Annotated in this window: 24 protein-coding genes; 17 read left to right on the forward strand and 7 right to left on the reverse strand. The window is 53.6% G+C overall.

Features of this window, described 5'->3' with window-relative positions:
* The 3 genes from D5085_13030 to D5085_13040 all read left to right on the forward strand — a co-directional run bounded on the left by D5085_13030 (position 1) and on the right by D5085_13040 (position 3,727).
* Positions 1-1,632, forward strand: coding sequence for a sodium:proton exchanger (locus D5085_13030; protein QEP43959.1), 1,632 nt, complete (start codon positions 1-3; stop codon positions 1,630-1,632).
* Between the two features lie 39 nt (positions 1,633-1,671).
* Positions 1,672-2,637: a universal stress protein gene (locus tag D5085_13035; GenBank protein ID QEP43960.1), complete on the forward strand. Its 966-nt coding sequence runs from the start codon at positions 1,672-1,674 to the stop codon at positions 2,635-2,637.
* 85 nt (positions 2,638-2,722) lie between these two features.
* A complete protein-coding gene (locus tag D5085_13040) occupies positions 2,723-3,727 on the forward strand; it encodes a folate-binding protein (GenBank protein ID QEP43961.1) in 1,005 nt (334 codons plus the stop codon).
* A gap of 352 nt (positions 3,728-4,079) precedes the next feature.
* Here D5085_13040 and D5085_13045 read toward each other — a convergent pair whose 3' ends face one another.
* The gene (locus tag D5085_13045) at positions 4,080-5,186 is read right to left on the reverse strand and encodes an ATP-binding cassette domain-containing protein (GenBank protein ID QEP43962.1); all 1,107 of its coding nucleotides are present in this window, start codon (positions 5,184-5,186) and stop codon (positions 4,080-4,082) included.
* Positions 5,187-5,201: 15 nt separating this feature from the next.
* The gene (locus D5085_13050) at positions 5,202-6,584 is read right to left on the reverse strand and encodes an ABC transporter permease subunit (protein QEP43963.1); all 1,383 of its coding nucleotides are present in this window, start codon (positions 6,582-6,584) and stop codon (positions 5,202-5,204) included.
* A gap of 92 nt (positions 6,585-6,676) precedes the next feature.
* On the opposite strand from D5085_13050, the gene D5085_13055 reads away from it, so the two are divergent.
* From D5085_13055 to D5085_13095, 9 genes are all read left to right on the forward strand, one after another.
* The gene (locus D5085_13055; GenBank protein ID QEP43964.1) at positions 6,677-7,087 is read left to right on the forward strand and encodes a hypothetical protein; all 411 of its coding nucleotides are present in this window, start codon (positions 6,677-6,679) and stop codon (positions 7,085-7,087) included.
* 593 nt (positions 7,088-7,680) lie between these two features.
* Positions 7,681-7,920, forward strand: a complete 240-nt coding sequence (locus D5085_13060) for a ferrous iron transport protein A (GenBank protein QEP43965.1) — start codon at positions 7,681-7,683, stop codon at positions 7,918-7,920.
* A gap of 12 nt (positions 7,921-7,932) precedes the next feature.
* Complete coding sequence (feoB, locus tag D5085_13065) at positions 7,933-10,104, forward strand: ferrous iron transport protein B (GenBank protein ID QEP43966.1); 2,172 nt, start codon at positions 7,933-7,935, stop codon at positions 10,102-10,104.
* Between the two features lie 149 nt (positions 10,105-10,253).
* Positions 10,254-10,640 carry a magnetic particle protein gene (locus D5085_13070; protein QEP43967.1) on the forward strand — a complete coding sequence of 129 codons (387 nt, stop codon included), beginning with the start codon at positions 10,254-10,256 and terminating at the stop codon, positions 10,638-10,640.
* A gap of 21 nt (positions 10,641-10,661) precedes the next feature.
* Entirely contained in the window at positions 10,662-12,608 is a 1,947-nt protein-coding gene (locus tag D5085_13075; GenBank protein ID QEP43968.1) for a hypothetical protein, read from the forward strand.
* A gap of 3 nt (positions 12,609-12,611) precedes the next feature.
* Positions 12,612-13,427: a PDZ domain-containing protein gene (locus D5085_13080; GenBank protein ID QEP43969.1), complete on the forward strand. Its 816-nt coding sequence runs from the start codon at positions 12,612-12,614 to the stop codon at positions 13,425-13,427.
* A 20-nt stretch (positions 13,428-13,447) separates the two neighbouring features.
* The gene (locus D5085_13085; protein ID QEP43970.1) at positions 13,448-13,852 is read left to right on the forward strand and encodes a hypothetical protein; all 405 of its coding nucleotides are present in this window, start codon (positions 13,448-13,450) and stop codon (positions 13,850-13,852) included.
* Positions 13,853-13,868: 16 nt separating this feature from the next.
* Positions 13,869-14,129, forward strand: a complete 261-nt coding sequence (locus tag D5085_13090) for a hypothetical protein (protein ID QEP43971.1) — start codon at positions 13,869-13,871, stop codon at positions 14,127-14,129.
* Between the two features lie 10 nt (positions 14,130-14,139).
* A complete protein-coding gene (locus tag D5085_13095) occupies positions 14,140-15,477 on the forward strand; it encodes a sodium:alanine symporter family protein (GenBank protein QEP43972.1) in 1,338 nt (445 codons plus the stop codon).
* On the opposite strand, the gene D5085_13100 is transcribed toward D5085_13095, so the two are convergent.
* Complete coding sequence (locus D5085_13100; protein ID QEP43973.1) at positions 15,454-15,864, reverse strand: response regulator; 411 nt, start codon at positions 15,862-15,864, stop codon at positions 15,454-15,456. The genes D5085_13095 and D5085_13100 overlap by 24 nt on opposite strands.
* A gap of 84 nt (positions 15,865-15,948) precedes the next feature.
* On the opposite strand from D5085_13100, the gene D5085_13105 reads away from it, so the two are divergent.
* The gene (locus D5085_13105; GenBank protein ID QEP43974.1) at positions 15,949-18,438 is read left to right on the forward strand and encodes a response regulator; all 2,490 of its coding nucleotides are present in this window, start codon (positions 15,949-15,951) and stop codon (positions 18,436-18,438) included.
* On the opposite strand, the gene D5085_13110 is transcribed toward D5085_13105, so the two are convergent.
* The 4 genes from D5085_13110 to D5085_13125 all read right to left on the reverse strand — a co-directional run bounded on the left by D5085_13110 (position 18,416) and on the right by D5085_13125 (position 20,562).
* Positions 18,416-18,712: a hypothetical protein gene (locus D5085_13110; GenBank protein ID QEP45159.1), complete on the reverse strand. Its 297-nt coding sequence runs from the start codon at positions 18,710-18,712 to the stop codon at positions 18,416-18,418. The genes D5085_13105 and D5085_13110 overlap by 23 nt on opposite strands.
* Before the next feature lie 90 nt (positions 18,713-18,802).
* Positions 18,803-19,558, reverse strand: coding sequence for a DUF2202 domain-containing protein (locus tag D5085_13115; protein ID QEP43975.1), 756 nt, complete (start codon positions 19,556-19,558; stop codon positions 18,803-18,805).
* Positions 19,559-19,563: 5 nt separating this feature from the next.
* Positions 19,564-19,908: a hypothetical protein gene (locus D5085_13120; protein ID QEP43976.1), complete on the reverse strand. Its 345-nt coding sequence runs from the start codon at positions 19,906-19,908 to the stop codon at positions 19,564-19,566.
* A gap of 42 nt (positions 19,909-19,950) precedes the next feature.
* Positions 19,951-20,562, reverse strand: coding sequence for a sulfoxide reductase heme-binding subunit YedZ (locus D5085_13125; GenBank protein ID QEP43977.1), 612 nt, complete (start codon positions 20,560-20,562; stop codon positions 19,951-19,953).
* Positions 20,563-20,836: 274 nt separating this feature from the next.
* Between D5085_13125 and D5085_13130 the strand changes: the two genes are divergently transcribed.
* The 4 genes from D5085_13130 to D5085_13145 all read left to right on the forward strand — a co-directional run bounded on the left by D5085_13130 (position 20,837) and on the right by D5085_13145 (position 24,777).
* On the forward strand, positions 20,837-21,082 hold the full coding sequence (locus D5085_13130; GenBank protein QEP43978.1) for a hypothetical protein: 246 nt from the start codon (positions 20,837-20,839) through the stop codon (positions 21,080-21,082).
* A 67-nt stretch (positions 21,083-21,149) separates the two neighbouring features.
* Entirely contained in the window at positions 21,150-22,103 is a 954-nt protein-coding gene (mamM, locus tag D5085_13135; protein ID QEP43979.1) for a magnetosome biogenesis CDF transporter MamM, read from the forward strand.
* Positions 22,100-23,992, forward strand: coding sequence for a hypothetical protein (locus D5085_13140; GenBank protein ID QEP43980.1), 1,893 nt, complete (start codon positions 22,100-22,102; stop codon positions 23,990-23,992). The genes mamM and D5085_13140 overlap by 4 nt, the downstream gene beginning before the upstream one ends.
* A gap of 11 nt (positions 23,993-24,003) precedes the next feature.
* Positions 24,004-24,777 carry a hypothetical protein gene (locus D5085_13145; protein ID QEP43981.1) on the forward strand — a complete coding sequence of 258 codons (774 nt, stop codon included), beginning with the start codon at positions 24,004-24,006 and terminating at the stop codon, positions 24,775-24,777.
* Positions 24,778-24,785 lie beyond the last annotated feature (8 nt).

Below are 24,785 nucleotides of genomic sequence, written 5' to 3' on the forward strand. Positions count from 1 at the left end.
ATGTTTGAGAGTGTGTTTTTTCAAATTGCGGTGATATTGGGTATGGCCGCAGTCGGTGGTCTGCTAGCGCAGCTTTTGCGCCAGCCGCTGATTGTCGCCTTTATTGCGGTGGGGATTATTCTCGGTCCCTCAGTGATGGGGATGGTGCAGCATAGCAGCGAAATTGAGCTTTTTGCTCGGCTCGGTATCGCGCTGCTGCTGTTTGTGGTGGGGCTGAAGCTGGATCTGCATATTATTCGCACCGTTGGACCGGTGGCGCTCGCTTCGGGGTTAGGGCAGGTGATATTTACCTCGGTCATTGGCTATCTCATTGCGCTCATGCTGGGGTTGTCGCCGGTAGCGGCGCTCTATGTGGCCGTGGCGCTGACCTTCTCTAGTACTATTATTATCGTTAAGCTGCTCTCTGATAAGCGGGAGGTCGATTCGCTCCATGGCCGCATTGCCGTCGGTTTTTTGATTGTGCAAGATATTGTGGTGGTGCTGGTGATGATTGGTCTGACCGCCTTCGGTGAAGCGGGCAGTGAGGTCCATCTTGGCTGGGAGGCGGTGCGAGTGGTGCTCAAAGGGGCGGTGATGCTGGTTGCAGTGGCGCTGTTAATGCGCTATGTGTTGCCGAAATTGCTGTTGCGGCTTGCCCACTCCTCCGAACTATTGATGCTATTTGCGATTGCGTGGGCGATGCTCGGCGCGACTGCTGGAGAGGCACTCGGTTTTAGTAAAGAGGTGGGAGCCTTTTTGGCTGGGATCTCCATCGCCTCGACTGCCTATCGGGAGCAGATTGCCGCTCGTCTAGTCAGTTTGCGCGATTTTTTGCTGCTCTTTTTCTTTATCGAGCTAGGGGCGACACTCGATCTCTCTATTCTTGGCTCTCAGGTGGGGGCGGCGGCCGTCTTCTCCCTGTTCGTATTAATTGGTAACCCTCTGATTGTAATGGTGATTATGGGGTATATGGGCTATCGTAAGCGCACCAGTTTTCTCGCCGGGTTAACGGTGGCGCAAATTAGTGAATTTTCGCTGATTTTGGCTGCGCTTGGCTTTAGTTTGGGCCATTTGACGCAGGAGAGTGTTGGTCTTATTACGCTAGTGGGGTTGGTGACCATCAGCGTCTCGACCTATATGATCCTCTACTCTCATCAGCTATATGAGCGGTTAGCGCCGTGGTTGTCGATGTTTGAACGGAAAGTGCCGTACCGTGAGCTAGATAGTTCGCCTGACGGGGTTGGGCAGGCTGAATTGATCGTGATCGGTCTTGGCCGTTATGGTGCGGCGGTGGCCGATAATCTTCAGCAACAGAACTGCTCTTTGCTAGCGGTCGATTTCGATCCGACGACGGTGGAGCGCTATCACAATCTCGGTTATCAGGTTCACTACGGGGATGCGGAAGACCCCGAATTTGTCGCTACCCTCCCGCTAGCGAATGCCCGTTGGGTTGTCAGTACAGTGCGGGAGCCGATAATTAACCGAATGTTGCTGCACGGATTACAGCAGCAGGGGTATCAAGGCAGTGTGGCGATCGCCTGCTCTGGTGAGCGAGATGCGGAGCAGTTTCGGCAGCAGGGGGTCGATTTAGTTCTGATTCCCTACTCTGACGCGGCCAAGGAGGCAGCGGATAAGCTGCTTCAAACCCAGTGAGTGTGGTAAGTTAACTGAGATGAGTAGAGGGGAATCAGAGTGCAACGGTTTAAAAATATTCTTTATGTCTATGAGCCCTCTGTCGCGCAGCAGTCGAGTATTGCCCGTGCAGTTGAACTAGCGCAACATAATCAGGCCCATCTGACTCTGTTAGCGGTGGTATCGGAACAGATAGCTGGGATTCGGATGGTTGCGGCCGAGGAGGGGAGACGCGATCTCAATGCGATACGGGTGGCGCAACAGTGTCAGCAGTTAGAGTCGTTGATGGCGGGGTATGATCAGCGGGGGAGTTTTGCCTACAAGGTGGTGGTCGGTACCCGCTTTTTAGAGGTGATTCGGGCGGTGTTAAGAGATAACTACGATTTGGTGATGAAACCGGCCGAAGACCCCGACTGGATGAATCGCCTCTTCGGCAGCGACGATATGCACCTGCTGCGCAAATGTCCGGTGCCGGTCTGGCTAATGAAATCGCAGGAGCGGCCAAGCTATGGTTCGGTGGTCGCGGCACTCGATTTTAACCCCTATCAGGAGGAGGAGGGTCAGCAGGCGCTTAACGATCTAATTTTGTCACTGTCGGGATCCATCGCCCTAAGCTACTCTGCCGAGTTCCATCTACTCCATAGCTGGGAGGCACCCGAGATGGGGCTGGTGCGACTGTGGGCTGACGATCCCGATTTAAGCGAAATGGTGATTCTAGAAGATGAGCGGCGACAGCACAAGGCGGGGATGGATCGAGTGGTTGAGCGACTTAACTCGCTAATAGGGGTGGAGGCTAGCCGCTATCTGGCACCGAAACAGCACCTACCTAAGGGCTCTGCCCGCAAGGTGATACCGTCGGTAGTGCAGATGCTTCAGGCTGATATTGTGGTGATGGGGACGGTGGCTCGCACTAACATTCCGGGATTTTTTATCGGTAATACCGCCGAGGCTGTCTTTGATCAACTACAGTGCTCGGTGCTAGCGATTAAACCCCCCGGGTTTGTGACGCCGGTGACGCTAGAGTAGGGCCGAAAATTGACCTACCCCCTTAGTTTTACCCGCTGCTGTCCCCATCTCCTAGCTCAGTTTTCGTGTTAACAGGAGTAACAGTATGGCGGATTGGCAGCCGTTTCTATCGTCTCACCCGGCAGTGAGTATGGGCGAATTAGCACATTTTAGTGGCAGTGAGAGCCCCCTTTGGGTCGATTTGTCCCATCTACAGTTGTGGCAACTACAGGGGGGCGATACCGAGCTCTTTCTACAGGGGCAGTTAAGCAGTAATGTGCAGAGTTTAGGCCCTGATCTCAGTCAACTGAGCAGCTATAGCACCCCGAAAGGGCGAATGTTAGCGATGATGCGTCTGCTGCGTACCCCCGATGGTTCGGTGTGGATGCTGCTGCCTGACTCGATAGCCGCGGCGACCCTAAAGAGGCTACAGATGTTTGTACTGCGCTCTGAGGTTAAGTTTAGCGACTATAGCGATCATCGGGTGCGGTTAGGGTTGAATGGCGAAGCGGCCGCGACGCTGTTACAGCGCCACTTCGGCACCCTGCCAGAGGAGGAGAATGGAGTGGCGCAGTTTGATAAGACGCAGCTACTACGACTCCCCTTTGCGCCCCACCGCTATCTACTCATCACGACGGCAGAGCAGGCGTTGGCTCTAATGCAGCAGCCGGACGCCGCCAATCTGCCCAGAGCCGAACGAGAGGCGTGGGAGTGGCTCGATATTAGCGCCGGCCTGCCGAGTCTCGATGCGGCAACGGTCGAGGCGTTTGTGCCCCAAATGGCCAATCTGCAACTGCTCGGTGGCGTTAGCTTTAAAAAGGGGTGCTATACCGGACAGGAGGTGGTCGCCCGTATGCAATATCTGGGCAAACTGAAGCGGAAGATGTATCGCCTGCATAGCGAGAGCGCTCAATGTCCAACTATTGGTAGCGAGCTCAACTCCCCCCACTCTAAAAGTGGTCAGTGGGTCGGTAAGGTGGTCAATGCTGCTCCAGCGCCGCAGGGGGGGGTCGATCTATTAGCCGTGGTCGAAATTGCAGCGATGGAGCAAGGGGGGGTAACCCTCGTCGAAGGGGGGAGCGAGGTGACGCTGCTGCCTCTTCCCTATTAGGCAGAAAGTAACCGTTCACGCTCCCTGCTAATTTTACCCCTCACCCCAACCCTCTCCCACTGGGAGAGGGAGATTAAGGAGGGAGAGTGAACGGTTACGGCAGAAAAGATAACCCTCATATATTTTATTATGTTCTTGCTTGTCTGCTGACGCTCAGTAACTCGATGGATATCGACGCCTAAACTGCCCCTACGGAGGATCGCCAGGCATGATAGGTACCGGCAATGGTGGCGATGTCTTCTGATGAACAAGGCCCGGGTTTCGTAGGGGCGGGTTTGAAACCCGCCCCTACACGCCGTGGATGACCGGAAGAGATGGTCGTCTAAAAAGCACGGTTTATACAGACTGGTCGTTAAATCGACTGCGCTGGCCCTAAATCGAGACTCTGCTCGCTCTCGGCTAGGAAGATAATCAGGTGATCCATCCGGCACTGCACTGCTATCTTTTTGCCGATAGCAATATTGTTATGGCTGGGGGTATTGAGAGTTAGTAGCGACCCCTCCTCTAACTGGAGCAGATAGCGTGACTCGGTACCATGAAAGCTTTTGCCGATGACAACAGCGGTAGGGTCGCTCTTGCTCCCTAGTTGCAGATCATCGGGACGAACCAGAAATGTGACCGACTTCCCCCCTAGCTCATTGGCGAGGTGGCGCTGGTTAAAGCGCAGCGTGCCTAACTCCGAAGTGAGGCTCTGGTTCACATGCAGCAGCCCCGGTAGCAGCGTAGCACTACCGAAAATATTGGCAACGGTACGGCTGTTAGGCGCGTGGTAGAGGTTATAGGGGCTATCCCACTGCAGTAGCTCACCATGATGGATCACACCCGCCATCGACGCGGTGGTTTTTAACGCATCGACATTGGTGGTGCCAAAGAGCACCGTTTTCTGGTATAGCTCCGCTAGCTGTTGCATATCTTGACCGAGCATAAGCTGTTCGGCTGGATTGGGCTGGTTAAAGGGCTCATCCCAGAGGATCAGGGGGTGGGGGGTGGCGAGCGCACGAGCGAGTTTGCTTCGTTGCAGACTATCCTCCTGTAGTTGATGGGGGTAGTGTTCACTATACCCTTGTAGATCGAGCTGCTCTAGCAGCAGTTGGCTTAGCTGAATCCGTTCCGTCCGTCTGCGTTGCAGTAGAGCTAGCTCGATGTTGGCCCGAATAGTCAGCTGAGGAAAGAGCGACTCTGCCGCCGGAATAAAGGTGGCTCGGCGCTTGCCAACCGGCCACTGATGCCGCTCAGAGGCGACATGGTCACCGGCGATAGTCAGCGTACCGCCCTGTATCGGTTCGAGGCCGATAATGGTGCGTAGTACCCTAGTGAGATAGCCACTATGACGACAGAAGAGTCCGGCAATCTGGCCACGGTTGACACTAAAGGAGAGGGGTTTAAGTGCCGGCCCCTCCGTTTCGGGAGTGAGTTGAAGCTGATCGAGTTTAAGTAGTCGTGGCTGTTGAGCCATCATAAGTCCCTCTTTTCGTTAGCGGTGCAAGATGCGAAACAGCGGCGCAAGTAGGGGCAGCAGTAGCAGGCCGGCTCCCAGCTGCATCACGATTGGCCAGAAGAGTTGGCTCGGCTCGTCGCTTAGCATGAGGCTGAAGCTATAGGTTGCTAGCGTTGGCCAGTCGGGGGGGAGCAGCAGGTAGCTTAAGGTGAGCTCTCTGAACAGCAGTATAGCACCGACCGAGGTAATGGTTAAAAGCGGGAGGGCGACTGCGGGCAGATAGAGGCGCCACAGCAGCAGGAGAGGGGAGACCCCGATGATGGCCGAAGCGGTGAGTGGATCGATCGGGAGATTTTGGTAGAGCAGCGTGTTGACCTTCTGCTGTAGATGGCGGTAGTAGAGGAGCAGATAGCTACCGAGAATCGCCATCCAGATGAGCCCCACCTGTAGTAGCAGGGAGGGGGGGGCACCGCTCAACCGTTCAGCCAGATCGAGGATCGGTTGACTCAGACTCGCTAGCAGCAGAGCGACAAAGAGGTGAGGCAGGCCGACAACAGGGGGGATATAGCGAGTTAGTTGTGTCTGTGGAGCGCGAATTCGGCTTAAAGAGATGAGAGCGGTCAGCGTTAGCACGATGAGCATCACCACCACCGGTGCGGCGCTGTGGAGCAGGAGTGGCAGCAGTGACGGCATCAGCGGCGGCAGGGGATGAGAGAGTCCCCAAGCGATGAGCAGTAGCAGGATCACCATCGCGATCAATCTAAATGGCAGGGGGACGGGGGTCTCTGATTGTGGAGTGGCGTGGCTTGCTAGTCGCTGTAGTGGTTGATGACTGAGCAGCGTGCGCAGTGACCAGAGCAGTAGCAGTGCGATGAGCAGTAGGATGAGGGCGGGAGGGAGCAGCAGTGAGAGCGGCCGCTCGCTTAGCCAGGATGCGGCTAGCGTGGTTGCCAGCGTTGGGGTGCCGGTGAGTGTGGGGGTGGCGTAGTCACTCAGCACTACCGCGATGATGAGCGCAATCCCTTGTAGCAGAGCGAGTTTGAGTTTGGGCCAGGTGAGTAGTTGCCACCGTTTGATGGGGGAGAGCTGGAGCTGCTCGGCCACCTCCGCTAGCGTTGGATTATTGCGCTGTAGCAGTAGCCGTGTCGGCAGATAGATAACGGGATAGAGGGTTAGGGTATAGGCCAGCGGGGTCAGCCAGCTATGGGTGCCGAACTGGCTCTGTAGTAGATAGGCGACCACAAACGAGGGGAGCGCTACCGGCAACAGTAGCAGGTAGTGGATCGCCTCAGGCGGGCGGTAGCGGTGTACCAGTAGCGCCAGCCCCACACCGATTATCGAACTCAATAGCGTCGTGGTGGTGATGAGTGCGAGGTGGTTAAAGGTAATCTGTTGCAGCGTCGTCCAGTCGATGGTCATAGGGTTGTCGCGTCGTATAATTTGGCAAAAGGGGTACGGATAGCGGGTTCAGTTGGCTATAATGGCCCTTTTGAGCCGAGGATTCAAAGTTCATGTTACTCGATATTACCCATGCCCGTTTAATGCATCTCGACTGGGAGATGGAACTGGAGGCGATGTTAAGCGGCAGAAAGCGGTTAAAATCGGTCTGTGGCTGGCATGAGTGTATTTTGGGGCAGTGGCTCTATCAGGAGGGGATACCTCGCTACGGTTCGATTTCCCATGTCGTCACTCTGGAGCAGGAGCATAAAAAGTTTCATGAGCTGGCGCAACAGGTGGTTAAATATTACCAGTCAGGTCACGGGGAGCGGGCGGCAGAGCTGTTTAAAGAGGTGCAGCGCCTGAGCAAAGAGATTATCTTTCTTTTGACGGTGATTGAGCGCCAAGTGGTGAAGCGGCGGCAGATGAGCTACATGGTGCGCCACCCGCTGAAGAGTCTTCAGCGCGTATTTCGTCGCCACTGAAGGTAAAGGCCTGTTTTCGGTACCAGCGGTAGGCGAGATAGCCACCGGCAGTGGCACAGCAGAGCGCTAGCAGCAGTGGCCCGCCAGCACCACCGAGCCCTAGCCCCAATTTAAGTCCCAACCCCTTTCCGGCCATATAGCCGCCACCGCCGCCAAAGCCTGCTGAGGCGACGACGCTGGTGTGGTGAGCCGCTCCCCAGCCGACAGTTGCCCCCCCTTTAGCCGAGGCCGACTCAACGGTATGAACTGCCGTCTGTGCCGCTTTCGAGAGTAACTTGGTCTCCTCGTCGGCGCGGCTATTGCGACTGTTCGTTAGCGGATGGCGCTTTAAGCTAGGCGTTGTGGTTGAGGGGGGGCGATTGGGGGACATAGCGACTCCATAAATTATCTAAGGGGTAGAGCGGTTGGATAACTGATCGGGTAATTAGGGTGTGACTATAGAGCAATGGGGGAGAGGAGAGAAGGGGTTAGGTTGATCAAGCACCCGAGACTCAGCCACACCAAGAGATAGACAGCGGCAAAATAGCTGCTATTATAATGGGATTTGTTTTCATTTGTCTCTATTACCCACTATCTCAGGAGGGGCTTCATCCATGTCTGAACAACTTACTCAACTCTCAAAACTTAAACCGGGGCAGCGGGGGCAGATTAGCGCCGTTGAGGGCGAGAAGGAGCTGCGCAGTCGCCTTGCCGCGATGGGGTTTCGCAAAGGGGCGAAGGTATCGGTAGGTCATAGCGCTCTGTTTGGTGATCCGCGTACCTATACGCTCGGTAGTTCCCACATCAGTCTGCGCAACAGCGAGGCGCAACATGTTCAAATTCAACTCAGCTAGAGAGGCACACACATGGAGAGCAGTACGACTAAGGGAACGCTACGGGTTGCGATGGTCGGCAACCCTAATACCGGACGCACCACCCTTTTTAATCGGCTGACCGGTGCCTCAGCTTCGACCGGTAACTACCCCCGAGTGACTGTTAATATCGAATCGCGCCATATTCAGTATCAAGGTTGGGATATAGAGCTGATTGATCTACCGGGAATTAACTCTCTAAGCTGCCGTACCGATGAGGAGCTAGCCGCGCGCCAGTTTCTGTTCGAAGAGCCGCTTGATCTGATTCTCAATGTTATCGATATGGGTAATATGGAGCGCAATCTGCTGCTCACCTCCCAACTCATTGAGATGGGTATTCCCCGTATCTACGCTCTGAATCTTAAATCGGAGGCGGCCCATAAAGGGGTGCGTATCGATACGACGGCGATGACTAAGATTCTCAACGGGCCGGTGGTAGAGATTGAGGGGCGTACCGGTGATGGTATCGAGACGCTGCTCAATGCGCTAACGAGTTGCGCCGATGCCGGTTGTCAAAACTGTAGCGTGGAGGCGTGTCGCGGCGGCAGCGTCAAAATTGGCTACGATGATCATCTGGAGGAGGCGATTGAGCGTATCGATGCCGCTATCGCTCGTCTCCACCCTAATGTGATGGATAGCTCTCAGTCGCGCTGGCTGGCGATTAAGCTGCTGGAGGGGGATAACACCCTGCTAAAGCAGGAGCAGGAGCATCGTGAGTTAATGGCCATGGTGGCTAATGAGCGGCAGCTACTGGAGGAGCAGCACGGCGAAGATGCCGAAATTATGCTCAATGATGGCCGCTACGGCTTTGTGAACGGACTATTGAAAGAGGTCAGCGAGCTCGATCTGGATGTTGCCCTAAATCGGATCGATGTCACGCGGGTGATCGATTCGGTACTGCTGCACCGCTACTTGGGGCTGCCGCTGTTCTTTTTTGTGATGTGGGTGATGTTTGAGGCGACATTTACTCTCGGCACCTACCCGATGGAGTGGATCGATGCGTTGGTCGGTTGGGTGAGTGCTGGCGTCGGTGCCATCCTGCCAGAAAGTCTCTTTAGAGATATGATGGTCGATGGGATTTTGGCCGGTGTCGGTGGGACGATTATCTTTTTGCCTAATATCGTGATTCTGTTCTTCTTTATCGCCTTTTTAAGTGAGTCGGGCTATCTGGCTCGTTCGGCGTTTCTTATCGATAGAGTGATGCACAGCTTCGGACTCCACGGTAAAGCCTTTATTCCGATGATTACCGGATTTGGCTGTAATGTACCGGCGATTATGGCCACCCGAACGATTGAAAATCGTAAAGATAGGCTGGTGGCGATGCTGGTCACCCCCTTTATGAGCTGTTCGGCAAGGCTGCCGGTCTTTATCCTCTTTAGTAGCGCCTTTTTTACCGAAAATGCCGGTGTGGTGCTGTTCGGGCTCTATAGTGCCAGTATTGTATTGGCGTTGCTGGTGGCGGTTGTGTTAAGTAAAACGGTGGTGAAGGGGGCGAATAGCGCCCCACTACTGATGGAGCTCCCCCCCTACCGTAAGCCGACCTATCAATCCATTATGATCCACATGGGCTCGAATGCGCTGGAGTTTCTGAAAAAGGTGGGGGGGATTATCGTTATCGGCTCGGTGATTATCTGGTTTTTAGAGACCTTCCCCCAAAATGTCCCGTTAAGTCAGGATTATGAGGCGCAAATTGTTCAGCTACAGAGTCAGTCGGCGAGTGAAGCTATCGAACAGCAGATTAACACGCTGCAGCAGCAGCAGCAGGCGGAGATCTATCACAACCGCTATTTAGGCCAGATAGGTCGGGTCGTTGAGCCGATTTTTGCACCACTAGGTTTTGATCTTAACGCCTCGATAGCACTGTTAACCGGCTTTGTCGCCAAAGAGGTGATTGTCGCTACCTTTGGGGTGCTTAATGCGAAGGGGGGAGAGGTCACCGAATCCGATGAGGGGTTAAGGGAGTCGATTGCCCAGTCGATGGATCCGGTATCAGCTATCGCTTTTATGGTCTTTGTGCTGCTCTATATGCCCTGTTTTGCGACTTTGGCGATTCTCTATCGCGAAACAGCCTCACTGCGCTGGACGCTCTTCTCGGTGGGGATGTCGATGGGGATCGCCTATCTGCTGGCGCTCTCGATTAGTGTTATTGGCGGACTCTATCTGTAGCGAGGAGGCGTGTCATTAGCTTTAAATGGATAGCAATTTTTTTGTGCTGGCCGATGACGCTTGCCCCTCTGCTGTTGTATGATGAGGGGCAGTAACGGTGGTATAGCTTGGCTCTACTGCGATTTTGTGATTTTTTCAGGAGTATAGTAATGAATTTAGCAACCTATTTGGCTTCAAGCACCAGTGGTATTGGTGTTTTTGGTGCGCTGGTGGGAGGCGCGGGTGCTGCGGCTAAGAATATTAAAGATAGTCGTGATGGCTTGGTAACACCGGTTGAAGCGGTGGTGGATACCTCTAAAGAGGCCGCAGGCGCTGGCGTGGCGACTGTTGTGAGTGCCGTTAGTGTCGGTGCTGCCGGGGTGGGGCTTGGCGCTTCGCTTGGCATTGCGGCAGTGACGGCTATCGGGGCTAAATATCTTTGGGATCGCTCCATGGAGCAGATCGAGAGTCGCTTCTTTAAGGGCGATATGGATCAGCTCGATCATATTGTGGCTAGCAGTGCCGATGAGGCGACTCGAAAAGGGCTGTCACTGTAACCCCTATTTGGGTCAGACCGCATGGATTCCCACTCGCTACTAGCCCCTAATCGACTCATCTTTTGTGAAAAGCGCTGGCAGCTAATCGCCTTTCTGCTTGCCGCTGCCGTGCTGCTCACCTTTTTTTGGGCCTTCTTTATTCTGGCCCACTATCTTGAGGAGTACAATATAGAGGACTACTCCATCAATATGGTCGATGGGGGGATGGGGGGAATGGTCAATATGGCCAACCGTTCGTCGATGTCGCTACAGGCGCTGGTCACGCCGGCGGTGGTGACGCTGGTGCGCCAAGATACCCCTAATATGCCACTCGCTTCGGGGGTGATTGTCCATCCGGAGGGGTTTATCCTTACCACCGCCCACTCTATCGATAAGATCGCTCGGATAGGGGTATTGGTACAGGCGGCAGATGGGGTTAAACGCTATAAGACCGAGGTGGTGAAAACCCACAAAACCCACGATTTGGCGCTGTTAAAAATTGTCACCAATGATAAGTTTCTGTTTCTTAAACTGGCGGATACGACTCAACTGACGGCCAATACCCAGCTACACGCTTTCGGTAAGAGCGCTAATGGAGTAGTCATGGCGCGCTCCGGTGTGCTACAGCAGCATGGCGTTAGCTTAACGGTGGGGCGGCAGACTATCTCTCATCTATTAACCACCACAGTCCCCTTTGTAGCTCAGCACTCTGGTGGGCCGATGGTTACCGAGAAGGCGCGTCTAGCTGGAGTGAATATTGTCGTGCAGCAGGGGGAGGGATTGGCAGGTTATACGATTCCCTCTCATGTGATTGTGGCTCACTTTAGTGATGTGTTGACCTTTCATGGCCTCAACCGACCGGTGCAGTCGAAGGTTGATCCTGCGCTACCTCAAGCGGATACTAACGGGGTCGCGGCTGCTTGGTGGCAACAGGCACGAGAACAGGAGGCGGCACCGGAGCAGCTACTCAATCGGGCGCTCAATCCCGACTTAGCGGCGATGAATGTGGCAGCTGCTGATAGTAAGCAGGTCGATAAAAATGCCCAAGTTAACCATATCGGCTCGGCAGGCGATGAGGTCACTCTGCTGGATCTGGAGCAGGAGAGCAGCTTTGAGCTTTGGGGTTATAAACTTGATGCCATGTTTGCCCTCTCTCTGCTCGGCGTTGCCGGCGGTATGTTAGGGGCGTTGATGCCGATGGGTGGGAGTCTGCTGGTAGTGACCGGCATGATGATGCTATTCGGTTATGGCCTCTATATGATTCGTCCGGCTATCTATGTGGTTAATCTCTTTACCTATGGTATTTCGGCGCACCACTACTGGAAGCGAGGACTGGTGATGCGGGAGCGACTGCTACCGCTGCTGCCGTGGATTCTGTTTGGCGTGGTTATCGGCTTCTTTATCGGGCACCACCTGTTTGATCATGTGGTCGGGATTATGTTAGGGGGGTTTGCGCTGGTGTTGGCCGCCCTCGCGCTCTACGATACCTACAATCGCTGCCCCCCTCAGCAGCCGGTAGTTGAGCTGCCAGACAGCAGTCGTGAGGCGAAGCTCGAACAGTTTATCAATAGCTCCGGTCTGACCACAGAGCGGGAGCAGCAACAGCGAGGTACTTGGCTAGATCACGCTATTATGGGGGGGCCGATGGGGCTGCTGACCGGTATCCTGAGTGTCGGTGGCGGCATTACCGAAGAGCACTACCAGCGCCGTCACGAGGGGCTGGCCAAAGAGAATGCGGTCGCTAATACGGTAGTGATGGTCTTTGTCGCCTCCTTAGTTGCCGCTTTGGTCTCTTTTAGCTATGGCAGCAGTATTGGTGCCTTCTCTTGGCAGACGCCGCTAACGCTGGCGATGATCTTAATCCCCTCTACCTATGCCGGGGCGCTGCTGGGCGTGCGCTGGTTTGGAGGGATCCCGCGTGAGATTCAGCGTTGGCTCTTCGCTTTGATTATGGTAATGATTGCGTTAACGATGTTCTTTGCGCAGTAGTCTATGGGATTAAGCCGTCACTATCGCTATCCTATCGGCAGGCTCGGGGTAGCTCTGCTGCTACTGCTAGCCCACTCGCTCTTTGCCGATGAAGATGGTCCGGCGAATGGGGGCGCTGGTAATGGTCAGGGGGTACGGCTCCATCCGACCAATCAGGAGATCGTCAATATCGCCCCCCCCGGCAGCGGTATCTTTATGGCGCGGGATATCGCCCTCTATGAGGGGCACTGGCAGGGGATGGATGTGATGCTGCTTGATGCCGAGCTACGGCAAAAATTGCTCTACCCTAAAGGGCTAAAAGGGGTGATTATTAATGAAGTGACCCTAAATGCTGCGCTATCGGGGATGTTGGGGGGCGATATTATTATTGCGATTGAGGGGGAACGGGTTCTCTCTTTAGAGGATTTTAAGCACCTGACCTATCAGTATCGTCAGCGAAACCATGTCGCGGTGACCGTGTTACGCAAGAGCGAGTTGCAAAATGGTGATCGATTTATTATGAATCGCCATATCTTCATTTTGCGGGCACGCAAAGAGGTGGGCATGGCGCAGATGGAGTCGGCGCCGATGATTGAGCCAGGCGATCCCCGTCCCCACCCTGATCGCGGCCCCTGCACCCGTTGCCATACTATCGGCGATGGCCGTTTTACTATGCCCGATCCCGATCTGATTATTTTACCGCCACCGGCTATCGATCCTATCGATATTCAGCGTAACAATCGTCCCCACAGTGATCGTGGCCCCTGTATCGCTTGTCACGCTGTCAATGGGCAGCAGCCAGCGACGGTGCCGGTACAGCCCCATATTCGAGCCAATTAGCTATTGTTAAGGAGTTAAGTGTGAGTATTGAGTCATCGAGCGAAAAAGATAGCCCCTGGGAGAGAGTAAAACAGAGCTGGGAGCAGCGCGTGCAGCCGCAGTTAGATCGCATTACGCCGCGCTGGAGAGAGGAGCAAGCGCCTAAACAGAGTCAGTTGCGTGAGGTTGAGGTTGAAGATTTGGCAACCGGGCTGAAAAATCTGCTGCTTGACGGCTCCAAAGAGGGGATTGGCTGGATAAAACAGCTAGGACGCTATACCGTCGTGGGTGCCCGATATGGGGTTAACGATACGGTTTCGCTCTATCATCAGGCGAGTGAGGCCCTGCTGCGTCGGGGAAAGTGTGGCGGGGTGTGCGCCGAGTGTGCGCCGGAGGAGCCGAAGAGTCAGGGGCCGCTCCCCTCCCAGAGTGATCGTGGTGGATAGAGGGAGCAATTAACAGATGGAACCCACCCCACTCACCTTTTGGGACTATGTGACGCTGGCGATTGCAGCGGTGGTCATTTTGCTCTATATCTATCTCCGTTTTAGCCGCTTTATGCGTCAAAGTCGAGCTGGCGTTAGCCGTTGTAGTCATGGTTGTTGCGCTCAAATTGGCGGCGGCTGTGGCTCTGGCTCTCATCGGGGTGAGGTCTGGGTCGATATTAACGCTTTAAAGTCGTCGTCCCCCTCAGGGCAGGATTGTCCCCGTAACCGGAGCTGATAGCGCGATTATGGAGCTATTGGCCAGCTGGTTATGGCAGCCGCTACTCAGTTTTATCTATCTGGAGCTAGGGGTGCTATTTCTGCTCGTGACCGGTTTTGCCGCTTGGCGCTATATGGGGTTGGCGTTTAGTGATCTGCTCCATCTGCGCCGCCACGAATCGCAGTTGCCAGCGAGCGATAACCCGCATCAACGCCATATTTCACAATCGAAAGGGTTTATGGCGGCTTTAGCCGCTACCGTTGGGGTAGGTAATTGGGCCGGGGTCAGTACCGCTATCCATCTCGGTGGTCCGGGGGCGCTGTTCTGGATCTGGGTCTCGGCGCTCGTGGGGATGAGTATGCGAATGTGCTCGGTCTGGTTGACGATGTACTATCAACCTAAAGATCCCGACTCGCCCCTGTTTGCCACCCCGATGAGCTATCTGGAAAAGTTCAGCGGCGGCCGTACTTGGCTACCGCTGACCTTTGCGGTACTGCTGCTAGTGCAGGGGCTCTTTAGCGCCTTTATCCAGTCGAACTCAGTGGCACATGCGATAGAGAATGAGGTGGGTGAGTCGCATCTGGTGGTGAGTCTGCTCCTGGCCACGCTGGTGGGTATCGTGATTTTGGGGGGTGTGCAGAAAATTGTCGCTGTGACCACCCAAATTGTCCCCTTGATGGTAGCTATCTACCTATTGGCCGGGCTCTATATTTTGCTTAGCGATCCGTTACTGACGCTAAATACGCTGGGCGAGGTGTTTACCTACGCCTTTACCCCCTACGCGGTTGGTGGCGGCGTAGCCGGTTATTCGGTGCTGGTTGCGATTCAGTTCGGTGTGGCGCGAGGGGTTTTCTCGCATAGTTCTGGTTTGGGGTTAGCGCCCTTTTTGCAGGCCTCTCATCAGGAACAGCGACATCGTAGTGCGCTATTAGCGGGGCAGGTGCCGGTGATCGATACGCTGATTATCTGCTCGGTGACCGGGTTGGTGGTGCTCTCTTATGGCGACTGGCAGGCTCTAAACGGTGCCTTTTTGACGGTGGAGTCGTTTGCCGTTACCTTTGGCAGTGAGGGACGACTGGTGTTGATTACGCTACTGCTCTTCTTCGCCTACACCACCTTGGTTACTTGGGCCTACTTTGCCGAGCGGAGTCTCCACTATTTGCGTATTGAGCGTGATACGGAGTTCCGCTGGCTCTTTATCCTCTGTGTCGCTATCGGCCCTTGGTTTCCGGTGACATTTATCTGGTCGCTAGGCGATCTGATTATCGGTGTGGCACTGCTACTGAATATGATCCCGCTGTTTTGGTTAACGCTACAGCATCAGCAGCAGATGCGGCGAGAGTTAACTGTTCGCTTTGGAAGATAGGCGCTTTTTGCGATACTCTTCCAGCATCTTTATTAGGCGCTCAAACGAAAACGGCTTAACAATAAAACCGTTTGCACCGGCACTAATAATTTGTCGTACCAGATCGGCTTTAGTCTCGCCGCTGACGATGACAACATGGCTCTCTGGGCTCTCTGCTCGCACCGCTTTTAAGACATCAAGACCGCTCATCTCTCCTGGCATGGAGATATCGAGTAGCAGGATATCGGGCCGATACTTTTGAAAAGCGGCGAGCGCTGATCTGCCATCTTTAGCGGTATCGGCAACTTCGCAGCTAAGTTTGCGGAGCATGTTATCGAGCAAGGAGCGCATGCTCTCCTCATCATCGGCTAAAACGATCTTAACTCCTTTGCCAATCTCTTCATTCATGACGATATAGTGCCTTTTGATTAAATAACCTCTCAATTATTGCTATTATCTTATCTATCGATAGTGATAGCAACAGGAGCGAAGATGAGTTGTGACGGCGAAGAGGGGGACAACAAGGGGACGGCGGTACGGCGGAGCGGGAGTCGTAGTGACTATCTCGCCTCAACACTACAACGGGTAAGTTATCTACAGCACGCCTTTGAGCAGCACGCCATCGTCAGTATTGCCGATGTGGCGGGGAATATTGTCTATGCGAATGAGAAGTTTTGCCAAATCAGTGGCTATCGTCGTGAAGAGCTGATGGGGCAGAACCACCGTATTGTTAAATCGGACGAACACCCCCCCGAATTTTTTCAACAGCTTTGGACGACCATTGTGAACGGGGAGATTTGGCACGGCGAGATAAAGAACCGTGCTAAAGATGGGAGCCCCTACTGGGTTAACGCCACCATCGTGCCGATTTTGGATGATAACGGCAGGCCGGAGCAATATATTGCGGTGCGTACCGATGTGACCGAGAATAAACTCAATGAGCAGCATCTACAGCGACAGCAGATGCAGATAGCGACTATTAATCAGGCGCAGTCGATGTTTATCTACAACCCTAATCCAGAGATTATCTTTAACGCACTCCTGCCCGATATGTTGCAGCTTACTTCGAGCCGTTTTGGCCTAATCGCCGAACTGTTTAACGATGGGTTAGAGGGGGAGCAGCTCTTAGTCTATGCGGTCAATGATGAGCAAGAGAGCCCTCAGAGACTCCCCTTGAGCGGGCTGTTGCAACAAGTGGTGGCTGAGTCTGGTGAGTGTGCGATTATCGATAACCATCTCTCTATCGACGAGCAAGCGGCGCTTCCGGACTGTTTCCCCCCCCTGACCAATTTTTTGGGCCTCCCGATCAAAAGCGGTGGCAAAAGAGTTGGTGCGATTGTGTTAGGGAATCACCCAGAGGGGTATGATGAGGAGTCGCTCACGCCGATTGAACCTTTGATCAATACCTGCGGTTACCTCTTTTTTGCTCTAAAGAGGGAGCGTGAACGGGTCGCCAAAGAGGTGGAGTTAGATCGAGCCAAACAGGCAGCTGAGGCGGCCAATGTTGCTAAAAGCCAGTTTCTGGCCACCATGAGCCACGAGCTTCGCACACCACTGACCACCATTCTCGGTTTTAGTGAGTCGCTACAGCAGACGCCGCTAACCGAACAGCAACGCGAGATGCTGCACAATGTCTATATATCAGGTACCTCACTACTCTCACTGATTAACGATATTCTCGATCTCTCTAAAATTGAGTCGGGTAACTTCACGATCGATCTGAACCCCTTTAATCTGCAACAGCTACTAAAGGATGTTATCGCCATCTTTACGGTACGGGCACAGCAGGAGCAGACACAACTGAGGCTACAGAGTGATGCGAACCACCCGGCGGCGAGTTGGCAGCTAGTGAGCGATGGTAATCGTCTGCGTCAGGTGCTGATTAACTTAGTCGGTAATGCCCTTAAGTTCAGCAAAGGGAACGAAGTGACCCTCTCACTACGCTATAGCGAGATAGTCGATAACCGAGTCGAGGTGGCGTTTAAGGTGATCGACACCGGGATAGGGATGTCGCCTGAGGTGATGGCGCGGCTATTTCGGCCATTTGAGCAGGCCGATAACTCGATTTCACGCCGCTTTGGAGGGACAGGGTTGGGGCTCTATATCTCACAGCAGTTGGTGAAGTTGATGGGGGGCTATATTGAGGTGAACAGTGTGGTGGGGGAGGGGAGCTGTTTTCAGTTTGTGCTGCCGATGGAGCTATATGAGCCAGTGGTCGAAAGGAGTCAAGGGAGGATGGACGAGTTGATACCGCCTCGTTTGCAGGGTCGAGTCTTAATTGTCGATGATACCCCCGAAATACGGCTACTGTTAGGAGGCATTCTCACCTCTATCGGAGTTGAGTTTGATAGCGCCGAAGAGGGTGAACAGGGATTTGGGAAGGCGATGAGCGGTAGCTACGATATGATTTTGATGGATATGCAGATGCCGGTGATGGATGGGATAGAGACGACCACCATGCTGCGTCAACTCGGCAACGATACCCCCATCTACGCCCTCACAGCCAATGTGATGCAGAGTCAACGGCAACAGTTTTTGGCAGCAGGGTGTGATGGCTTTCTCTCTAAACCGATTGAGCGCCGAGCCCTGTTCGCCGCTTTGAGCGAACATCTGCAACCGCGCGAACAGGAGGGTGGGGAGAGCCAGAGTCGCCGAGATGAGGGCGGGGATGATGCGGCGGCTGCCATGTTGGCCGAAGCTGGGGCGCTCTTTCTCAACTCCCTAGAGGATAAATTGAGCGCAATTAAGGCGGCGATTAGCGCCAACAGGTGGGAGGAGGCTGATAAGCAGGTGCATACGATTAAGGGAGGAGGCGGAACCTTTGGCTATCCCCGTTTAACCGCGCTAGCGCGAGAGTTGGAGCAGCAGTTGCGTCGTGAGAGAGTTAGTGTTAAGGGGGTTAGCTCAGCATTGGCGGCGCTATGCCGAGAGGGGGAGGCTATTTTGGCCGCTCGGTGTGCTAGAGTTGATCCCGAAACATAAAATAGACCGCCCCCATCAGACAGAGTCCAGCCCAGAGATAGTCGAGCTTAAGGGGCTCTTTCATATAGTAGAGCGAGAAAGGGACAAAGAGGCTAAGGGTAATCACCTCCTGAATAATTTTTAGCTGGGCAACGCTGAGTACCGTATAGCCGATACGGTTGGCCGGTACCTGTAGCAGATACTCAAACAGAGCGATGCCCCAGCTAATTAAGGCGGCGATAATCCACGGCTTGCTCCCTAGCTCCTTTAGATGGGCATACCAAGCGAAGGTCATAAAGACATTACTGCAAATGAGCAGAATGATCGTGGTCAGGATGGGGTGGTGAGCGAGCAAACTGGCTAGAGACTCTCTGTGAGGGGGCGGTTATGGCAGCCTGTTTTGTCCCTGTTGTGGCCATGGTGGAGTCAGAGGGAGCGCGAATGGGGCATGCACAATCTCATCAACTCGCGACTGTGGTAACACCACCGCTTGGTAGCGTTGGCCAAACTGCTCAATCGAGTGGACAAACCCCTGTAGATGGCGGTAGGAGCCCTGCTGAATATTGTGATAGACCTGGGTAATATCCTGATGGGCGCTGTTAGCCATCGCTTTATCGAGATCGTCGATATCGACCTCTTCAATCAGTGCGCCGACACGCAACGCCTCCAGTGTCGATTGCTCTCCCCGCTGAATGAGATCGCGGTAGAGGGTGGCTAAGTGGCGGTTCTGAAACTGGCCTGGGGCTAAATTGGCCGCAGGATCGGGAATTTGGTAGCGCTGTAATAGCATCAGCACCCTATCGGTGTGAATCTGTTCAGAGCGCGAAATCGCGGCAAAGATAGATAAACCCCACCGTTGATAGAGCTGTTGATAGACATCCCGAGCTAGTTTCTCCTCCTCTCGCATATAGCGCAGATCGCTCAACTCTTGTTGGGAGAGTGCGGCGGTAGTAGCGGCTGTTGCCGCGACCGGCTGGAAAGTGACCTCCGCGTTCAAAAAGGGGTTATTGATGCGAGTGAGTGATTCACTTATCGATTGATCTTCCTCCTTACTTAGGAGTAGGTGGGCAAAGGCGAGGCTAATGAGCACTACAATCGCCACGATAAAGTGGGGGATAAAGTCGCGCGGGGTGATGAGCATCGCTATTAGATCTTCTGCTCAAGAGCGACTAGCAGCTCAACGAGTCGATCTTTAGCCTGTTCGATTTGGCCATACTCATAGCGGGAGCGCATATAGAGCTGTTGGCGATCGAGCAGCTTTTCGACATGAAGATGGAGGTTACGATGGGCGTGGTCGAGCTGGTTCATCTCATTAAGGTGGGGGTATTTTTTTAATCCCTCCTCTTTCAACCATCTACCTAAATCGCACTCTTCACTGCGAATCGCCACACTTTGATCGAGTTGGCCTTGGTGGTTGATAATCGACTGCATAAAGGAGTCGAACCACTTTTCGTGAATGGTTCTGGCTTGCTGAATGAACTCACGATCCATAACGGGACTCTCCTAAGCGGGTTTATTAAGGAAGATTTAAGGTTAAAAGTTCCACTCTTTTACCGTGCGAGCGTGGTAGAAGCGGTAAGCAAGCAGCAGAACCAAGATGGTAGCATAGCCGAGAACATCGGTTGGATTCCAAGTGCGCACTAAAAGATAGTGGAGCACTGACAAAAAGGTGATAGCGTAGATCATGCTGTGGACTCGCTTCCAGTTTTTGCCCAGCTTCTTCATGGTGTCGTTGTTGGCTGATGTCGCTAGCGGAATGAGCAGTAGCCAAGCGAGAATACCTACGGTAATGTAGGGCAGTTTGACGGTATCGAGCAGGAACTCGCGCAAAATGAAGTTATCTTCACGCCAAATATAGACCATAAAGTGCAGTGTGGCGTAGAAGAAGGCAAACAGGCCGAACATTCTGCGCAGTTTAAGCAGGATATTCCAGCCAAATTGGCGTCGAATTGGGGTAACCGAGAGGGTGATAAGCAGAAAGACCAACGCGGCCTCACCGGTAATGCCGATAATCTCCCACGAGGGGTAGTCGCCAAAGTGGCCGCCGACAGCATACCAAATCATCTCGTAAAGAGGCGAGAGACAGAGGATGAAGGTAATAATCTTAATCAGTTGTAGTTTTGGATCTGTAGATTGCGCCGCCATAAGTTATCGCCATGGGTTATCGATTGGTTTATCCGAGTTAAGTTGCTACAGCGACGGATCATAACCGAATCGACAAGCCTTGCCAAATTTAGTTACCTTCGCGTTGTCAAATCGCCGTTCGGGTCGCGATTTGAGCGCAAGCAGGTAGTGTTTCTCCCTGAATCAATGGTAAACTAACCGCCTTGATCTTTAGGTCGGGTCAAGCTTCGTGATGGCTATCGGGGGGCTGGCTGGGCAATTGTGGTGGTAAAAAGGCGATTTTAAGAGACTTTTTGTGGCGCGAGCATTTATTTCACTGATTGTTATCATCGTACTGCTGATCTTTGCCTCGCAAAATATGGAGGAGGCGGAGATTCATGTCGTAACGGGCAAACCGATGGCGATCCCGATGATCCTAATTATCGCGGTTTCGTTTATCTGCGGCTATGCAGTGGCTATGTTTTCGTGCATCATTATCACGGCTCGTAAGCGCAAAAGCCGTGACGGTGACAACAAGCTACCTAGGCGTTATCCGCGCTAGGGGTCGGGTAGAGGGGGGAGATGAGTTGTCAGTTGTAGTTGTTTTGACTGGGGTGAATTAAGGGGTTATGAGATATTCCAAGTGTGTCCGCTGTGCTGGAATGGTGGGTTGGATTGGTCTGGTGGTCAATTTAACCTTGCTAATCCTTAAAGGCTTTGTCGGTGTGATTGCAGGTTCCCAAGCCTTGGTGGCGGACGCGATGTACTCGGCTAAGGATGTTGTCAGCTCCGTATTGGTGATTGTCGGACTCAAAGTCTCGAATCGACCGCTCGATCGAGAACACCCCTATGGCCATGGCAAGATAGAGTTTATTTTGTCGATGATTATCAGTATCGTCTTTTTAGCCGTGACGGCCTTTCTGTTTGTCCATGCGGTACAGGTGTTGATGGGGGATGGGGAGCACAAAGCGCCGCACCTAATTGCGCTATGGGTGGCGCTCATCTCCATTTTGGTCAATGTTTTCATGTATTTTTACACTCGCTGTGTCTCGATTGAGATTAACAGCCCGATGGTGCGAACGCTGTCGAAACACCACTACGCTGATGCGACCTCCTCAATCGCAGTGGCGGTGGGGATTATTGGCGCACACTACCTCAATATGCCGTGGATCGACACTTTAGTGGCGGTGTTTGAGACGCTCCACCTGATGTATCTGGGCAGTGAGGTCTTTCGTGAGTCGTACAAGGGGTTAATGGATAGCAGTGCGCCGGATGAGGTGCGTGACAAAATCCATACGCTAGTGAGGCGCGTTGACGGAGTTAAAGAGGTGGATGAGCTGCGTACCCGTCTGGTAGGCCAAGAGGTCTGCGTTGACCTATTGATTCAGGTCGATGCGGAGGAGACGGTCGAAAGTGCTGATCTGATTAGTGAGCGAATCGTTGAACGGCTGACAGCGCGAATACCCCATTTAGGCAGTGTGCAGGTGAAATTTACCGCACATGAGGTGACTCGCCACCATAGCGATGGATCCATTGATGAGACGAGTCGGGATAGAGGGCTACCTTCGGAGGGTGGGGCATGAGCCGCAATAGCGCCCTCTATCGGGCTGAAAATACGATTCTCTTCTGTCATCGCGGTTGGCGGCCAATAGCGCTGCTGCTGATTATGGCTATTGTCACCACTACCCTCTGGGCCTTCTACCTGTTGGGATATTCGTTGGATGATGTTCAGACCGATAACTATGCTATTAGCCACTTCCCGCCCCTGAAGCAGAGCATGGGAGGGATGCAGGTTGTGGTTAATAATCAGACTCTGGTCGCTCAGCTTGAACCCCTACAGGCTGCGGTGGCACCAGCGATTGCCCATATTCACAGCGATTTGACTCCGGTAGGGCAGCAGAAGTTGCCGCTGGTTCTCGCCTCAGGGGTCTTTGTTCATCCTAGTGGCTACTTGATAACCGCCGCCCATCCGCTGCAAAATCAATCTCCTCTTAAGGTCGATGTCAAGACTCGAAACGGCATCAAACGCTATGACGCCTCCATCGTTAAGCAGACGCTAGGATATAATCTAGCGATGCTTAAACTTGAGACTCAGGATCGCTTTCTCTTTTTGCCTCTAGCCGATACCGCTGAGCTGGGTACTGGGGTGCCACTCTACGCCTTTGGCTTGGGAATGCAGAGCACGATTATCGGCGCTCATGGCGTACTACAGCAGCGTGGCGTGGCGTTACGGGTAGGGCAGATGCCACTGTCACGCCTATTTCAGAGTGATGCTATCTATAGCTGGGAGCAGACCGGGGGAGCGCTGGTGAACAGCAGTGCCGAACTGGTCGGGATCAACCTCCCCATCGCTGATGCGGCGGGGCAGGTGAGTGGGTATGCGGTTCCCGCCCATGTGATCGCTGCTGAGTTTAGTCGCTATCTGCCGCCGGCTAAAAAAAAAAATAGCCCCCCTAAAACCGGAAGCGATGTCGCTGTGATCCCCTCGCCTCAAGCTGCGGCAGTTTGGCCAGTGCTAGGAGTGACTGTGGCTGCGACGACAGCAGTGGCCGATTCGGCACCGATTGCCGATAGCGAACACCAGTCGGGGTTTGTCGTTGCGGGCCACACACTGGAGTCGCTGGTTGGTTTAGGGTTGCTAGGGCTTCTCTCTGGGGTGACCGGTGGCATGGTGACGATGGGAGGGGGGATCATTCTAGTGAGTGGTATGTTTATCTTCTTCGGTTACGGCATGATGCTAATTCGTCCGGTCGCCTTTGTGACTAATGTCTTCACCTATGGGGCGGCATCAATTAAAAATCAGGCGGCCGGGCTGATTATGTGGCCAAAGGTGAAGCAGTTGACCCCTTGGGCAGTGGCGGGGGTGCTCTTAGGGCTGCTACTCGGGACTGAACTGGACGATACGGTCATTGGCTATCTGCTAGGTATCTTTGCGCTGCTTATTGCGGCTAAGACGCTGCATGAGGTGACGCAGCGTGATGATGAGGAGTTAGAGACTGTTATCGCCAACAGCGCAGCGCCATCGAAGCGGGGTGACCACTCTGCCTTGGAGGATGCGCTGCATCGTTCTGCGCCGGCTGCAGGTGAGCTTTCGCCTACGGTCAAAAATGGTCTTTTGGGGCTACCGATGGGGTTGGTCAGTGGACTGTTGGGGATTAGTGGTGGCGTTATTGAGGTGCCTCTACAACGCTACTATGCTCGCATTGCACTGCATAACGCCATTGCTAATAGTGCGGTGATGGTCTTTTGGGCGTCATTGACTGCTGCGGTTGTATCGCTCATCTATGGCAATAAAATAGGTGCTTTTGAGTGGGAGACCCCGTTTACTATCGCGCTGATTATGATCCCCACCTCCTATTTGGGAGGAATGTTGGGGGCGAGGTTGTTGTCACATATCTCCCCGGATAAGCTGAAGTGGCTCTTTGCTGGGTTGATGTTTGTGGTCGGCATTAAAATGTTATTTGCCCAGTAGGAGTTAGCTGAATGAATATTCACACGGATCTCTCCGATCTGATTGGGCTCTACCTCAGAGCCGGTTCTACGCTGCTGCAGCGATTAGCGGCAAGTATCGTTGATGGGTTTCACCAAATTTTTACTGTCGATGATGAGTTAAAATATAACTATTTTCGCGATAGAGGTATTGGTCATGCTAGAGGGCGGCGCTACCGCCAAGCGGCTGAGGTGTTAATCCAACTCTATAGGGTGCGGCCTGACGATAGCGAGATGGCGACCTATCTGGGGGTGAGCCTGTTAAAAGTTGGCGAGGGGCAGCAGGGTGTTGAGATTTTGCAGCGAATTCGTCAGCAGCAGCAACAAGGGGAGGATCTGAAGCGGATTAACACGATTCTGCTGGCCGCCTATCAACAGCTTGATGAGCGAGAAAACTACTTAATGTTGCTGATGGAGCAGGTAAAAGGGGAACCGCAAAAGCTGGAGCACTATCTAACCCTTGCAGAGGGCTACTGTTACTATGAGGCGTGGGTACAGGCGATTTCGGTCTATGAGAAGGCGCTGATTCTCGATAAAGATCACATCGCAACTCATGAAGGGCTGCTGCGCTGCTATCAGGCGCTAGAAGATCACGACGCTGAACAGCGCCAGCAACAGAAGTTATCTCAACTGCGAGGAGAGGGGGCTGTGGCCTCGAAAGAGGAGGCAGAGCCGCCGCTATCGCAACCGAATGATAAGATATTGCGGGAGTTACAACATTTGCAACTTACGCCCCGTGCGGTTGAGACAGAGACGGTGGTACGCTAGGCGCTGTT

The organism is Ectothiorhodospiraceae bacterium BW-2 (assembly GCA_008375315.1).
Classification (GTDB): Bacteria; Pseudomonadota; Gammaproteobacteria; order Thiohalomonadales; family Thiohalomonadaceae; genus BW-2.